This is a genomic window from Enterobacter sp. BWH52 (assembly GCF_001037565.1).
Classification (GTDB): domain Bacteria; phylum Pseudomonadota; class Gammaproteobacteria; order Enterobacterales; family Enterobacteriaceae; genus Enterobacter; species Enterobacter hormaechei_C.
Genome location: NZ_KQ089854.1, coordinates 1,276,981 through 1,292,127 on the forward strand (window position 1 = coordinate 1,276,981; position 15,147 = coordinate 1,292,127).

Genomic DNA, 15,147 nt, shown 5'->3' on the forward strand with positions numbered 1-15,147 from the left:
AAGCGGAGGGCAGCGCCCTCCGAGCGTTAATCGATTTTGTTCAGCAGGTAGCGGTATTGCTCGCCGTCAGGGACAAATTCCAGCCGATTGGTGATGCAGGACGGGGCATCTTCAGCATGGTGGGACACAAACAGCAGCTGGGTTTCACCTTCGCTAATCAGGACATCCACAAAGCGGCGGATCAGCTGACGGTTGAGCGGATCCAGCCCCTGCAACGGTTCATCCAGAATCAGCAGCGTAGGGTGCTTAACCAGCGCGCGGACGATCAATGCCAGCCGCTGCTGCCCCCACGACAGGCTGTGGAAGGGTGCATCGGCGACCCGGTTATCCATACCCAGAATATCCAGCCACTGCTGCGCCAGCTTGTGCTGCTTGTCGGATACCGCCTGATAAATACCAATGGAGTCGAAGAAGCCAGAGAGGATCACGTTTCGCACCGTGGTGCTCACCCGGTAGTCCAGATGCAGGCTGCTGCTGACATAGCCGATGTGCTTTTTGATATCCCAGATGGTTTCCCCGCTGCCGCGGCGACGGCCGAACAGGGTGAGATCGTTGCTGTATCCCTGCGGGTGATCCCCGGTGATCAGGCTCAGCAGCGTGGATTTACCCGCCCCGTTGGGGCCGACGATCTGCCAGTGCTCACCAGGATTAACCGTCCAGCTGAGGTGATTAAGAATAGGGCGATCGTCGTAAGCAACCACCCCATCGCGCAGCACAATGCGCGGCTGGTCAGGCTCCAGCCCGTGGCGCGCCGAAGGCGCATCCGGCTCCGGCAGGGCAATACCGTCCAGTTTCTCGCTGTGGGCCAGCTGTGCAATGAGCGCCTGACGGAGCAGGACGGCCTTCTCGCCGATTTCGGTCAGGCTACAGTCCGCCAGCACGCCTGCATAATGTACGAAATCCGGGATCTCATCAAAGCGGTTAAGAACCAGCACAAGCGTGTATCCCTGCTGGTTAAGCGACGCCAGCAACGCTGCCAGCTGTGCGCGGGACTGCACATCCAGTCCGTCAAACGGTTCATCCAGGATCAAGAGTTCCGGCTCGCTCATCAGCGCCTGGCACAGCAGCGTTTTGCGCGTCTCGCCGGTAGAAAGATATTTGAAACGGCGGTTAAGCAGGGCGGTAATGCCAAATTGCTCCGCCAGCTGCTGACAGCGGGCAGGATCTTTTATCTCATCCTGGATAATTTCCGCCGTCGTGCGGCCGGTATCTTCTTCGCCGGGGCTGAGCAAATCGGTATTGTTACGCTGCCACTCATCGCTGACCAGCTTTTGCAGCTGTTCGAAGGAAAGGCGCGTCAGCCGGGTAAAGGTGCACCGACGTTCACCCTTCAGTTGGGTTATATCGCCAGCCAAAGCGCGGGCCAGCGCGGATTTTCCGCTGCCATTAGAGCCCACAAACGCCCAGCTTTCTCCGGCGCGAAGGGTTAACTCTGGCAGCGATAAGGTACGGGTATCGCTAAGACGAAACGTGCCTTGCGAAATATGCAATGATGACATGTGTTATCCCATTTTTTGCAGCAACAGATGTCAGGGATACTCAGTGTAAGCAGGGTTGTCAATGCGCTTAGCACAATGTGGCGATAATTACCCTGTCTGCATTGAAATATGCGGTCACCACAGCACCTTCGTCTAATTCGGTCGCGTCGTTCACCGGAACGGTGGCGCAGAGCAACTGTCCATCCGGCAGGGTCATCAGCACTTCACACTGTTCTGTGCCGCGCTCGATGTGGCTGATGCGTCCCCGCAGCTGGTTGTCGGCCTCTGCGGCCTGCTCAGGGTTAAGCGTGATGCTGATCCAGGGGGCTTTGAGTAATACCAGCACCTCCTGACCTTCGTTCAGCCCAAGGCGTTGACCACTTTGCGCGGTGATGGCGGCTTTCAGGCGCGTCGTGCCGTCCGCGAGCAGGATCTCAATATGCTCCTGCACCTGCGAATGATCGCGCCCCGTCACCGTACCAAACCACTGGTTACGGGCGCTGGTCTGCAAAGAGAAACGGGAGATGGCGCCCAGCAGGCTGTCCAGCGGCAGGTTGTCGTCATCGCTCAGCACATCAAATGCTTTTTGCTGGATCTGCGCCAGTAAATCGTAGAGCTGGATCAGACGTTGCCCGTAACGCGTCAACACGGCGCCGCCGCCGCCTTTCCCGCCGGTGGCGCGCTCAACCAGCGTGTGTTCACTCAGGGTGTTCATGTCGTTAATCGCATCCCAGGCACTTTTATAGCTGATGCCGGCGTTTTTTGCTCCCTGGCTAATCGAGCCAGTTTGTTCTATTTGTTTTAACAGGGCGATACGTCGCGGATCGGCGAAAAGCTTCTGCTGAAGTCGTAGGGTGAGGAGAATTTCGGCCTGCATAACAGTGTCCCGGCAAAAAGGCTATTGTGACCCAAATGCCCGGGGGCGGAAAGCGCACCGCACAAAAGGGGATGTTTTTCTTACTTTTCAGGGTAGAATAAGCCGTTCACAAGATCTGGAGAAAACCATGTTAGAGTTGTTGAAAAGTCTGGTATTCGCGGTAATCATGGTGCCAGTAGTGATGGCTATCATCCTCGGTGCCATCTACGGCCTGGGTGAAGTGTTCAACGTCTTTTCGAACATTGGTCATCGTCGTGACCAGCCTAAAAAGCAGCAATGATTTCCTCCAAAACGCCCGGCCAGCCCGGGCGTTTTGCTCTCAAGTTTATTCCTCTCCCGCCGATATCTTTTACAACGTTCCTTGAGTTTACGCATTAATGGGTACGATTTAGCGCTAGGAACGCCTGCGATATATCGTTATATTTGTTTGTATATAACGATACGCACAGGAGCTTCAAATGGCACGTTCATGGGTACGCCTTTTCGCAGGGGCAACGCTGACTCTATCACTCACCGGCCACGCGCTGGCGGATGAAGGAAAAATCACGGTCTTTGCGGCGGCGTCGCTGACTAACGCGATGCAGGATATTGCTGCGGTATACAAAAAAGAGAAAAACGTCGAGGTGGTCTCGTCGTTTGCCTCCTCGTCCACGCTGGCCCGCCAGATTGAAGCGGGGGCGCCCGCGGATCTGTTCATCTCTGCCGATCAGAAATGGATGGATTACGCGGTGGAGAAAAAATCTGTTGATACGGCTACCCGCGAAACGCTGCTGGGAAATAGCCTGGTGGTGGTTGCACCCGCAAACAGCAAGCAGGGCGACATCGCCATCAACAAACAGACGGACTGGACCCGTCTGCTCAACGGTGGTCGTCTGGCGGTGGGCGATCCGGAGCATGTTCCTGCCGGGATTTATGCGAAAGAAGCGCTGCAAAAACTTGGCGCATGGGAAACCTTATCGCCGAAGCTGGCTCCCGCAGAAGATGTGCGTGGCGCGCTGGCGCTGGTGGAGCGTAACGAAGCGCCACTCGGGATTGTTTACGGCTCCGATGCCGTCGCCAGTAAAGGTGTGAAGGTGGTGGGCACCTTCCCGGAAGACTCGCATAAGAAAGTGGAATATCCTGTTGCGATAGTTGATGGACATAAAAATGCGAGCGTGACGGCCTTCGTTGACTACCTGAAGGGGCCTGAAGCGTCCGCTATCTTTAAACGTTACGGATTTACGACTCACGAATGATATTGACCGAACCTGAATGGCAGGCCGTGCTGCTGAGCCTGAAAGTCTCTTCCCTGGCGGTTGCGCTGAGTTTGCCCTTTGGGGTGTTCTTTGCCTGGTTACTGGTTCGCGTGAAGTTTCCAGGCAAAGCCCTGCTCGACAGTGTTCTCCATCTTCCGCTTGTCTTACCGCCTGTGGTGGTCGGCTATCTGCTGCTGATCTCCATGGGGCGACGCGGTTTTATCGGCGAATGGCTGTACGACTGGTTCGGACTGACCTTTGCTTTCAGCTGGCGCGGCGCGGTTCTGGCCGCGGCAGTAATGTCCTTCCCGCTGATGGTGCGCGCTATCCGCCTGGCGCTGGAAGGGGTGGATATCCGGTTAGAACAGGCCGCCCGCACGCTGGGCGCAGGCCGCTGGCGGGTATTCCTGACCATTACGCTTCCGCTTACGTTACCGGGCATTATCGTCGGTACGGTGTTAGCCTTCGCCCGCTCGTTGGGTGAGTTTGGCGCGACCATTACCTTTGTGTCGAACATTCCCGGCGAGACGCGGACCATCCCGTCGGCCATGTATACCCTGATTCAGACCCCGGGCGGCGAAGGTGCGGCGGCCCGGCTGTGTATTATTTCGATTGTGCTCGCTCTGGTCTCGCTGCTGGTGTCTGAGTGGCTGGCGCGCCTCAGCCGTGAACGGATGGGGAAATCGTGATGCTGGAACTCAACTTTACGCAAACCCTGGGCAGTCACACCCTGACGCTGAACGAAACGCTGCCTGCCAGCGGTATCACCGCCATTTTTGGCGTGTCCGGGGCGGGGAAAACGTCGCTGATTAATGCGATTAGCGGCCTGACGCGTCCCCAGTCTGGCCGTATTGTGCTAAATAACCGCGTCTTAAATGACGCGGAGAAGAAGGTCTGCCTGTCACCGGACAAACGCCGTATCGGCTATGTGTTTCAGGATGCGCGCCTGTTTCCGCACTACAGCGTTCGCGGGAACCTGCGTTACGGCATGGCAAAAAGCATGGCCGGACAGTTCAATAAGCTGGTGGCGCTGCTGGGCATCGAACCGCTGCTGGATCGTCTGCCGTCGTCGCTGTCGGGTGGTGAAAAACAGCGTGTGGCGATTGGCCGCGCCCTGTTAACCGCGCCGGAACTGCTGCTGCTGGATGAGCCGCTGGCCTCGCTGGATATTCCGCGCAAGCGCGAGCTGCTGCCGTATCTGCAACGTCTGGCGCGGGAAATCAACGTGCCCATGCTCTACGTCAGCCATTCGCTGGATGAGATTTTACATCTGGCCGACAAAGTGCTGGTGCTGGAAGCGGGCAGGGTGAAGGCATTCGGCAATCTGGAGGAGGTGTGGGGCAGCAGCGTTATGCATCCATGGCTGCCAAAGGAGCAGCAGAGCAGCATTCTGAAGGTGAGCGTGCTGGAGCACCATCCGCACTACGCGATGACCGCGCTGGCGCTGGGCGATCAGCATTTGTGGGTGAATAAAATCGATACGCCAATTCAGTCCACGTTACGGATCCGCATTCAGGCGTCGGATGTCTCCCTGGTGCTGCAACCGCCGCTGCAAACCAGTATCCGCAATATTTTGCGCGCAAAAGTGGCGCAGTGTTTTGATGATAACGGCCAGGTGGAAGTGCAGCTGGAAGTAGGCAGCAGAACGCTGTGGGCGCGCATCAGCCCGTGGGCCAGGGATGAGCTGGGTATCAAGCCTGGCCTGTGGCTTTACGCGCAAATCAAGAGCGTTTCCATAACCGCCTGATCACAGCAGGTGGGTATAGATATACTGCGCGATGCTGTCGGTGGTGTTATCGCCAATCACCACGTCAGCGCGCGCTTTCACCGCGTCATCGGCATTACCCATCGCCACGCCCGTTCCGGACGCTTCCAGCATGCTGATGTCGTTATAGTTATCGCCGAAGGCAATTACGTCCTGCATTGATCCGCCCTGCGATTCAACGAACTGAGTCAGACGCCTTCCTTTGCTGTTGCCTTTGCGGGCGATATCCACCTGATCGTGCCAGGACCATTCACATTCCAGACCCAGCGTATGCTCGACATGTTTTGCGAAGGTATTCAGTTTGGCGGTGTCTTCATCGGTCAGGGCAAATTTCCAGATTGCTTCGACGTCTTCCGCCGCCTGGCGCAGGGAGGAAACCTGAGTGAACACCGGACGCTGCGCTTCCGGCAAAGACAGAGCCCAGTTGCTGGTGCGGATCACATGGCCGGTAGGGCGTTCATACACCATGGCGTTATCCACATACATCAGGCCGTGAATGGCGTGCTCATCCAGTAAATCAATCAATTGCAGCGCCTGCGTAACGGGAAGCGGATCGGAGGCTAAAACCTTTTTTGCCTGATAATCATACAAATAGGTGCCATTACAACAAATTGCAGGTGTATCTAAGCCCAGTGCCTGATAAAAAGGATGAATGGCTACGTGATGTCGACCCGTTACGATGAGAAGTTGATACCCCGCTTCCTGGGCTCGTTTGAGGGCCTCAAGAGAAGAGGGGAGCAGGGTTTTCTGAGGGGTAAGCAGTGTTCCGTCTAAATCCAGGGCAATCACTCGCGAGGTCATTTTTTCTTCCGGGTTAATGTTGAATTTAAGGTCTGTCGGGATGGTACACCGAGAGCGGAACCCTGCAAAATCCCGGACTACAATTCAGCATTCACCGTTAAAAATAATCAGGAGTATTCATGAAACAAACCGTTTATACCGCCAGTCCTGAAAGTCAGCAGATCCATGTCTGGCGTTTGAATACAGAAGGTTCGCTTACGCTGGTTCAGGTTGTTGATGTGCCAGGCCAGGTGCAGCCGATGGTCGTCAGCCCGGATAAACGTTTTCTTTATGTCGGCGTACGCCCCGAATTCCGCGTACTGGCATACCGCATCTCCCCGGATGACGGCGCGCTGACCTATACCGCAGAAGCCCCGCTGCCGGGCAGCCCGACCCATATTTCCACTGACCATAAAGGCAACTTTATCTTCAGCGGCTCCTACAATGCAGGCTGCGTGAGCGTCACCCGCCTGGAAGACGGTATTCCCGTTGAAACCGTCGACGTGGTAGAAGGGCTCGAAGGTTGCCACTCAGCCAACATTTCGCCGGATAACCGCACGCTGTGGGTGCCAGCGCTTAAGCAGGACCGCATCTGCCTGTTTACCCTGAGCGATGACGGCCATCTGGTCGCGCAGAGCCCGGCGGAAGTCACCACCGTGGAAGGCGCAGGCCCGCGCCACATGGTCTTCCACCCGAATCAGCGGTATGCCTATGTCGTTAACGAGCTGAACAGCTCGGTAGACGTGTGGGAGCTGAACGATCCTAACGGGCAGATCGAGTGCGTACAGACGCTGGACATGATGCCATCTGATTTCTCCGACACACGCTGGGCGGCAGACATTCACATCACGCCGGATGGCCGTCACCTGTATGCCTGTGACCGTACCTCCAGTCTGATCACCGTCTTCAGCGTCTCTGAAGACGGCAGCGTTCTGGCAGTTGAAGGCTTCCAGCCAACTGAAACCCAGCCGCGCGGCTTTAATGTCGACCACAGCGGCAAATACCTGATTGCGGCGGGGCAGAAATCCCACCACATTGCGCTCTATGAAATCCAGGGCGTGCAGGGTCTACTGGAAGAGAAAGGACGCTATGCGGTCGGACAAGGGCCGATGTGGGTTGTGATTAACGCTCATTGATCCGTAGACGAAAAAAAACCTCGCAAATGCGAGGTTTTTTTATGCGCGGTTAATGCATGTGGCAGGCCGGGTAAGGCGCAGCCGCCACCCGGCAGCAGGCATTTTACTGCTTCGGCTCAGCAACCACTTTGCTACCCAGACCGCGGTTGTTGTATTCCCACATGCGGTTGAAGTTAGCGTCGTTCAGGTTACGCTGCACGTTGTCTTTATCATCCACCGTGCCGGTGTTGCCGGAGAAAGGACGTTTCGAGATCGCCGCATCCGCCCACGGTTTCGCCATGTTAAAGCCTTCGTTAATCACGCTGTCGCGGATCACGACCTGGCCGTTAGTGGCGGAGTCCACGTCCAGAGAGCGACCAAGCTGCGCCACGCCATCGCCAGCAGCAGTAAAGCGGCTATTCACGGCCAGGAAGCCATAGAACAGGTTAGACTGCGTGGCCGGTGCAAAGACGTAACCTTCCTGCTGCGTACGAGAATTCACCACGCGGAAGTCGGTGTTATCAAATACCACCGCGCCGCGACCGGAGACCATATCCACGTCGCCTTCAATGTAGCTGTTGGTGACCAGAGTACGCGTCAGACGGTTGTTCTGAAGGGTATTCTGCACGCCGCTGTTGGTCACGAAGAAGGTGTTCTGGCGGCCCAGGATATTGACGTTGTTAATCTGTACCTTGTCGCCATCGCTACGCAGCGCCACGGCCTGATGATTACCTGCGTCAACGCTGTCGCCCAGGGTGTTCTGAATGGTCAGGTTTTGCAATTGCAGGCCATTGTTTTGTGACCAGAATACCGCCGAACACATCACGCCAATGGTGGCGGCACGCTTGCGCTGGCAGTTATCAAACATATACCACGCCGGTTTACCTGGCATGTATTTACCGGCCGGGTTCACCAGATGGCGCCAGGTGGTGCTGTCGATCTCTGAATCAATCGCCAGGCCAATTTTTACGTCGACCGCTTTTTCGCCCAGGCCGTAAAGTGTAATGCTTCCCGGTGCCGCCGGAACATAAACGGTTCCTTCGTATTCACCCGGCAGGATGGCAATGTACTGACGAGATGCGCTGTGTTTGGTGATTGCGGCATCAACGGCTGCCTGAATAGAGGTGTGTGTAACGCCCTGCGCCCCGGCCGGGCCGACAACGAAGTCTGGCTGTTTCGGCAGGTTAATAGAAGAAGGCGTCCACGGGGCTGCATTGGGATCCATCGCCGAGAAATAGTGCGCACGGGTGAAGTTCTTCGCTTCAGCCGCTGACAGGATCGGACGGGAAGCGGTGCCCGGAGCAACCTGCTCAGAAGGTTGCTGATCCGGTGGTGTTGAACTGCAAGCGGATAAAGTCACGCCAAAGGCGAGTGCCAACGCCAGACGGGAAATCCTGGAAATATTCAAGGTAATGCTCCTGGGTATGCAAGTCTTATCTGGATAGACGAAATAGCCTGCTTTTTTATACTAAGTTGAGCGAAACGGGAAGATAAAAACCGGAAAAGTTGCATTTTTGCCCGCAGGCGACGGGAAAGTCATCACAAATAAATAACATTTTCCCCCAATGCGGTTGACAGCAGGCGGCAGATGAAAATAAATGTCTATACAACCCATGACAAGTGGAAGGCACATGCAGCAGCTTAATCCCGATGATGTTATATGGCGAAATGCGCGACTGGCAACCCTGGCGACAGGCGAGGCGGAACCCTACGGCCTGAGAGAACAACATGCCCTCGTTGTGCGCGGCCAGACGATTCTGGCCATTATTCCTGAATCCGAGATCCCCTCCGGGCATCGTCAGTGTGTCGATCTCGACGGGCGTCTGGTTACTCCCGGCCTGATCGATTGCCACACCCACCTGGTGTTCGGCGGCGATCGTGCAGCGGAATGGGAGCAACGGCTTAACGGCGTGTCATATCAGACCATTAGCGCGCAGGGCGGCGGAATTAACGCCACGGTCACGGCCACCCGCAACAGTTCGCCGGAAACGCTCCTGACGGTGGCGCAGCAGCGACTCCAGCGGCTGATGAATGAAGGCGTAACGACCGTTGAAATCAAATCAGGATACGGTCTGAATGCCGAAGCCGAAGAGAAAATGCTGCTGGTTGCCCGCCAGCTCAGCCTGAATAATCTGGTCGATATCAGCCCGACGCTGCTGGCCGCGCATGCCGTTCCTGCCGAGTACCGACAGGATCCGGATGCCTATCTGGCGCTGGTCTGTGAGCAGATCATGCCCACGCTGTGGCAAAAAGAGTTATTTGAAGCGGTGGACGTGTTTTGTGAAAACGTCGGCTTTACCCCGGCGCAAACCGAGCGCCTGTTCCGGGCCGCCGCCGCGCTCGGGATCCCGGTAAAAGGGCATGTAGAACAACTGTCGAATCTTGGCGGCGCGGCGCTGGTCAGCCAGTATAAAGGGCTGTCGGCCGATCATATTGAGTATCTCGATGATGCAGGTATTCAGGCGATGGCGCAAAGCGGCACGGTGGCGGTATTGCTCCCCGGCGCGTTCTATTTTCTTCAGGAGCGCCAGCGTCCACCGGTGGCGCAGCTCAGAGAGCAGGGTGTGCCGATGGCGGTGGCTACCGACTACAACCCGGGCACCAGTCCGTTTGCCAGCCTGCATCTGGCAATGAACATGGCCTGCGTCCAGTTTGGCCTCACGCCGGAAGAGGCCTGGGCTGGCGTGACGCGGCATGCGGCGCAGGCGCTAGGACGTGCTGCGACGCACGGGCAGTTAAAGCCCAGTTATGTGGCTGATTTCGTCGTCTGGGAGGCGAATCATCCGGTTGAGATGGTTTACGAGCCGGGGCGGAATCCTTTGTATCAACGCGTGTTTCGGGGGCAGGTAGCATGAAACTGTGGCATCCCGTCTCCCCGCAGGTCTGGCAGGGGCGTGACGACAGCGCCGAGTCCAGCACCGCGAAACGTCTCTTCCAGACCATACAGCAGCGCGAACACTTTTCTCCCGTGCCGTCAGGCATTGCCCTGCTGGGCTTTGAATGTGATGAAGGGGTTAAGCGTAACCAGGGCAGGCCCGGTGCTGCACAGGCGCCCGATGTGTTGCGCGGCGCGCTGGCGAATATGGCGAGCCATCAGGGGCATGCGCGCCTCGTGGATATGGGTTCTGTTTATGTTGAAGGACACGCGCTGGAGGCGGCACAGCAGGCGCTGAGCGAGGCCATAACCGCGTGCCAGCAATCCGGGATGCGTACTCTGGTTTTCGGCGGTGGACATGAAACCGCCTGGGCGCACGGGCGCGGCGTGCTGGACGCCTTTCCGAACGATCGCATTGCGGTGATCAACCTGGATGCGCACCTCGATTTACGCAAGGCTGAACGGGCAACGTCCGGCACGCCGTTCCGCCAGCTGGCGCACTACTGCGCGTCTCAGTCTCGGGTGTTTCACTACGCCTGCCTGGGGGTAAGCCGTGCGGCGAATACTCAGGCGCTGTGGGAGGAAGCTGAGCGGTTGAACGTGACGCTGGTTGAAGATCTCGATTTTCGCCGGGATGCGCTATCCGCGCTGGATAGCGTGCTTACGCAGGCAGACCGGGTTTATCTCACCGTTGACCTCGATGTGCTGCCTGCCGCAGAAATGCCCGCCGTGTCCGCCCCTGCGGCGTTGGGGATCCCGGCGCTGGATCTGTTCCCGGTGATTGAGCGTATCTGCCGAAGCGGTAAACTACAGGCGGCGGATCTGGTGGAATTTAATCCGCACTACGATCGGGACGGTCAGGGGGCGAAGCTTGCCGCCCGACTGGCCTGGCAAATTGCTCACTGGTGGGCATAACAACATTCAAGGAGTCATGATGTTTTCACGCTCGCCCCTGCCGCAGCCGAGCCCTCCCGCGCCTTTTTACGAAAAGGTGAAGCAGGCGATCAGCGAAAAAATCGCAGCCGGCGTCTGGCGCCCGCATGACCGTATTCCCTCCGAAGCCGAACTGGTCGCGCAGTTTGGCTTTAGTCGAATGACCATTAACCGGGCGCTGCGGGAGCTGACCGATGAAGGGTTGCTGGTGCGCCTGCAAGGGGTCGGGACATTTGTGGCGGAGCCAAAAGGACAGTCGGCGCTGTTTGAAATCCGCAGCATTGCCGATGAAATTGCCGCCCGCAACCATCAGCACCACTGCGAGGTGCTGGTGCTTGAAGAGACGCAGGCCAGCGCCGAACAGGCCATCGAGCTGAACGTTACCGAGGGCACCCGGATTTTCCATTCGGTGATGGTGCACTATGAGAACGACATTCCGGTCCAGATTGAAGATCGCTGCGTCAACGCGGAGCGGATACCGGACTATCTGAATCAGGATTACACCCAAACCACACCGCATGCGTATCTCTCGCTCGTCGCCCCGCTGACGGAAGGGGAGCATATCGTGGAAGCCGTGCGCGCCACGCCGCAGGAATGCGAGCTGTTGCGTATTAAAGAGCACGATCCCTGCCTGCTGATCCGCCGTCGTACCTGGTCGTCCTCGCAAATTGTGTCGCATGCGAAGCTGCTGTTCCCGGGAAATCGCTACCGGTTGCAGGGCCACTTTATGTCATAAGTTTTATAAGCGTGATCGCTAACGCAATATAGCAAAATTGTATCTTTTTTGTTAAATCCGACCTTGTGTGTGCTTGTCTATACAAGTATATCTAAATGCATCATCTGTCCCTTATGAGGAACACACAATGTCGTCAGATAAATACCGCAAGCAGGATGTCCGCGCCGCGCGCGGCACCACGCTCACCGCAAAAAGCTGGCTCACCGAAGCACCGCTGCGCATGTTGATGAACAACCTTGATCCTGAGGTAGCAGAAAATCCCCACGAGCTGGTGGTCTACGGCGGCATTGGCCGCGCCGCGCGCAACTGGGCGTGCTATGACGCGATTGTCGAGTCTTTGACGAATCTCGAAAACGACGAAACGCTGCTGGTGCAATCCGGCAAACCGGTTGGCGTATTCAAAACCCATAAAAATGCGCCCCGCGTACTGATTGCCAACTCCAACCTGGTGCCGCACTGGGCGACGTGGGAACACTTCAACGAGCTGGACGCAAAAGGGCTGGCCATGTACGGCCAGATGACCGCCGGTAGCTGGATCTACATCGGCAGCCAGGGGATTGTGCAGGGCACCTATGAAACCTTCGTGGAAGCGGGCCGTCAGCACTATAACGGCTCACTGAAAGGCCGCTGGGTGCTCACCGCCGGACTGGGCGGCATGGGCGGCGCGCAGCCGCTGGCCGCGACGCTGGCGGGCGCGTGCTCCCTGAACATTGAGTGCCAGCAGAGCCGCATCGATTTCCGTCTGCGTACCCGCTATGTCGATGAACAGGCCGACAACCTCGATGACGCGCTGGCGCGCATCAAAAAGTACACCGCTGAAGGCAAAGCCGTGTCGGTTGCCCTGTGCGGCAACGCGGCGGATATTCTGCCGGAACTGGTGGCGCGCGGCGTGCGTCCGGATCTGGTCACCGACCAGACCAGCGCTCACGATCCGCTCCACGGCTATCTGCCAAAAGGCTGGACGTGGGAAGACTACCAGCAAAAAGCGGAAACCGATCCTGAGGGCACGGTACTGGCGGCTAAACGCGCCATGGCGGAACACGTCTCCGCGATGCTGGCCTTCAGTAAGATGGGTATTCCGACCTTTGATTACGGGAATAACATCCGCCAGATGGCGAAAGAAATGGGGGTGAATAACGCCTTTGACTTCCCCGGCTTCGTGCCCGCCTATATCCGTCCTCTGTTCTGCCGCGGCATTGGGCCGTTCCGCTGGGTTGCCCTGTCCGGCGATCCGGAGGATATCTACAAAACCGATGCCAGAGTGAAAGAGATTGTCGCCGATGACGAACACCTGCATCGCTGGCTGGATATGGCGCGCGAGCGCATTAACTTCCAGGGCCTGCCGGCGCGTATCTGCTGGGTCGGGCTGGAGTGGCGGCAAAAACTCGGCCTCGCCTTTAACGAAATGGTGCGCAGCGGCGAAGTCTCCGCGCCGATCGTCATTGGCCGCGACCACCTGGACTCCGGCTCTGTCGCCAGTCCGAACCGTGAAACCGAAGCCATGCGCGACGGCTCGGATGCGGTCTCCGACTGGCCGCTGCTGAATGCCCTGCTGAACACCGCCAGCGGCGCGACCTGGGTGTCGCTGCACCACGGCGGCGGCGTCGGGATGGGCTTCTCCCAGCACTCCGGGATGGTCATCGTCTGTGACGGAACTGATGAAGCGGCCGCGCGTATCGCTCGCGTGCTGCACAACGACCCGGCAACCGGCGTGATGCGTCACGCGGATGCGGGTTACGAGATTGCCATTGATTGTGCCAAAGAGCAGGGCCTGAACCTGCCGATGATCCCCGCCACACAAGGAAAGCCTGCATGAACGCGTTAACACTTACTCCCGGCTCGCTGACGCTCAAACAGCTGCGTCACGTCTGGCGTCAGCCGGTGACACTCTCCCTTGATGAAAGCGCCCACCGTGCCATTAACGACAGCGTGGCCTGCGTGGAGGCGATTGTGGCGGAGGGGCGCACCGCCTACGGCATCAATACCGGGTTTGGCCTGCTGGCGCAGACCCGCATCGCCACGCACGATCTGGAGAATTTACAGCGTTCGCTGGTGCTGTCGCACGCGGCGGGGGTTGGCCAGCCGCTGGACGATGAGATCGTCCGCCTGATGATGGTGTTGAAAATCAACAGCCTGGCGCGTGGGTTTTCCGGCATTCGTCTGAGCGTGATCCAGGCGCTGATGGCGCTGGTCAATGCGGAAGTTTATCCGTGGATCCCGGCGAAGGGCTCCGTCGGCGCCTCCGGCGATCTGGCGCCGCTGGCGCATATGTCGCTGCTCCTGCTGGGTGAAGGCCAGGCGCGCTGGCAAGGGGAGTGGCTGCCTGCGAAAGAGGCGCTGAAAAAAGCCGGTTTAACGCCGATCACCCTCGCGGCAAAAGAGGGGCTGGCGCTGCTCAACGGCACGCAGGCGTCGACCGCTTTCGCGCTGCGCGGTCTGTTTGAAGCGGAAGATCTGTTCGCCTCGGCGGTGGTGTGCGGTGCACTGACCACTGAGGCGGTGCTCGGCTCGCGTCGTCCGTTCGATGCCCGCATCCACGAGGTGCGCGGCCAGCGCGGTCAGATTGATGCCGCTGCCATGTACCGCCACGTACTTACCGATACCAGCGACATTGCCGAATCACACCATAACTGCGAGAAGGTGCAGGACCCGTATTCCCTGCGCTGCCAGCCGCAGGTGATGGGCGCATGCCTGACTCAGCTGCGCCAGGCGGCAGAAGTGCTGCTGGTGGAGGCCAATGCGGTGTCCGATAACCCGCTGGTGTTTGCCCAGGAAAACGAGGTGGTTTCTGGCGGCAACTTCCACGCCGAGCCGGTGGCGATGGCGGCAGATAATATCGCGCTGGCGATTGCCGAAATCGGGGCGCTGTCTGAGCGTCGAATCGCGCTGATGATGGATAAGCACATGTCCCAGCTGCCACCATTCCTGGTGCGTAACGGCGGCGTGAACTCGGGCTTTATGATCGCCCAGGTCACCGCCGCGGCACTGGCAAGCGAGAACAAGGCGCTGTCGCACCCGCACAGCGTGGACAGCCTGCCAACCTCAGCCAACCAGGAAGATCACGTGTCGATGGCCCCGGCTGCCGGGCGTCGTCTGTGGGAGATGGCCTCTAACACCCGCGGCGTGCTGGCGGTGGAGTGGCTGGCGGCGTGTCAGGGTATTGATTTGCGCGAAGGGCTAACATCCAGCCCGCTGCTGGAGCAGGCGCGTCATACGCTGCGCGAGCACGTTACGCACTACGATGACGACCGCTTCTTTGCGCCGGATATTGATAAGGCGATGCAGCTTCTGCAAGAAGGGCGGCTGGTGGGGTTATTGCCTTCCGTGCTGTGATTTTTACCCTCACCCTAACC

General features: G+C 58.1%; 14 protein-coding genes. 10 read left to right on the forward strand and 4 right to left on the reverse strand.

Features of this window, described 5'->3' with window-relative positions; all coding sequences use genetic code 11:
• Nucleotides 1-26: 26 nt before the first annotated feature.
• A complete protein-coding gene (modF, locus tag SK47_RS05980) occupies nucleotides 27-1,499 on the reverse strand; it encodes a molybdate ABC transporter ATP-binding protein ModF (protein ID WP_048243631.1) in 1,473 nt (490 codons plus the stop codon).
• 67 nt (nucleotides 1,500-1,566) lie between these two features.
• Nucleotides 1,567-2,355 carry a molybdenum-dependent transcriptional regulator gene (gene modE, locus SK47_RS05985; RefSeq protein ID WP_032608886.1) on the reverse strand — a complete coding sequence of 263 codons (789 nt, stop codon included), beginning with the start codon at nucleotides 2,353-2,355 and terminating at the stop codon, nucleotides 1,567-1,569.
• A gap of 127 nt (nucleotides 2,356-2,482) precedes the next feature.
• Here modE and SK47_RS05990 point away from each other — a divergent pair, with 127 nt between their 5' ends.
• The 4 genes from SK47_RS05990 to modC all read left to right on the forward strand — a co-directional run bounded on the left by SK47_RS05990 (nucleotide 2,483) and on the right by modC (nucleotide 5,337).
• Entirely contained in the window at nucleotides 2,483-2,635 is a 153-nt protein-coding gene (locus SK47_RS05990) for an AcrZ family multidrug efflux pump-associated protein (protein WP_003858549.1), read from the forward strand.
• Nucleotides 2,636-2,813: 178 nt separating this feature from the next.
• Entirely contained in the window at nucleotides 2,814-3,590 is a 777-nt protein-coding gene (modA, locus tag SK47_RS05995) for a molybdate ABC transporter substrate-binding protein (protein ID WP_022650631.1), read from the forward strand.
• Nucleotides 3,587-4,279 (forward strand): molybdate ABC transporter permease subunit, encoded by a 693-nt coding sequence (gene modB / locus SK47_RS06000; RefSeq protein ID WP_003858545.1) that lies wholly within the window; start codon nucleotides 3,587-3,589, stop codon nucleotides 4,277-4,279. The genes modA and modB overlap by 4 nt, the downstream gene beginning before the upstream one ends.
• Nucleotides 4,279-5,337: a molybdenum ABC transporter ATP-binding protein ModC gene (gene modC, locus SK47_RS06005; RefSeq protein ID WP_003858541.1), complete on the forward strand. Its 1,059-nt coding sequence runs from the start codon at nucleotides 4,279-4,281 to the stop codon at nucleotides 5,335-5,337. Before modB ends, modC begins: the two co-directional genes overlap by 1 nt.
• On the opposite strand, the gene SK47_RS06010 is transcribed toward modC, so the two are convergent.
• Complete coding sequence (locus SK47_RS06010; protein ID WP_003858539.1) at nucleotides 5,338-6,156, reverse strand: pyridoxal phosphatase; 819 nt, start codon at nucleotides 6,154-6,156, stop codon at nucleotides 5,338-5,340.
• A gap of 119 nt (nucleotides 6,157-6,275) precedes the next feature.
• On the opposite strand from SK47_RS06010, the gene pgl reads away from it, so the two are divergent.
• Nucleotides 6,276-7,271, forward strand: coding sequence for a 6-phosphogluconolactonase (pgl, locus tag SK47_RS06015; RefSeq protein WP_032657644.1), 996 nt, complete (start codon nucleotides 6,276-6,278; stop codon nucleotides 7,269-7,271).
• A gap of 103 nt (nucleotides 7,272-7,374) precedes the next feature.
• Here the strand turns inward: pgl and SK47_RS06020 are convergent, their stop codons facing one another.
• On the reverse strand, nucleotides 7,375-8,658 hold the full coding sequence (locus SK47_RS06020) for a putative acyl-CoA thioester hydrolase (protein WP_003858537.1): 1,284 nt from the start codon (nucleotides 8,656-8,658) through the stop codon (nucleotides 7,375-7,377).
• 223 nt (nucleotides 8,659-8,881) lie between these two features.
• Here SK47_RS06020 and hutI point away from each other — a divergent pair, with 223 nt between their 5' ends.
• The 5 genes from hutI (at nucleotide 8,882) to hutH (ending at nucleotide 15,127) form a co-directional block, all read left to right on the forward strand.
• Nucleotides 8,882-10,105 (forward strand): imidazolonepropionase, encoded by a 1,224-nt coding sequence (hutI, locus tag SK47_RS06025; protein ID WP_048243632.1) that lies wholly within the window; start codon nucleotides 8,882-8,884, stop codon nucleotides 10,103-10,105.
• Nucleotides 10,102-11,040 (forward strand): formimidoylglutamase, encoded by a 939-nt coding sequence (gene hutG, locus SK47_RS06030; RefSeq protein WP_003858535.1) that lies wholly within the window; start codon nucleotides 10,102-10,104, stop codon nucleotides 11,038-11,040. The genes hutI and hutG overlap by 4 nt, the downstream gene beginning before the upstream one ends.
• 19 nt (nucleotides 11,041-11,059) lie before the next feature.
• Nucleotides 11,060-11,794 carry a histidine utilization repressor gene (locus SK47_RS06035; protein ID WP_003858534.1) on the forward strand — a complete coding sequence of 245 codons (735 nt, stop codon included), beginning with the start codon at nucleotides 11,060-11,062 and terminating at the stop codon, nucleotides 11,792-11,794.
• Between the two features lie 127 nt (nucleotides 11,795-11,921).
• Nucleotides 11,922-13,610, forward strand: a complete 1,689-nt coding sequence (gene hutU, locus SK47_RS06040) for a urocanate hydratase (RefSeq protein WP_003858533.1) — start codon at nucleotides 11,922-11,924, stop codon at nucleotides 13,608-13,610.
• Entirely contained in the window at nucleotides 13,607-15,127 is a 1,521-nt protein-coding gene (gene hutH / locus SK47_RS06045; protein WP_023324343.1) for a histidine ammonia-lyase, read from the forward strand. Before hutU ends, hutH begins: the two co-directional genes overlap by 4 nt.
• The last annotated feature ends 20 nt before the right edge of the window (nucleotides 15,128-15,147 follow it).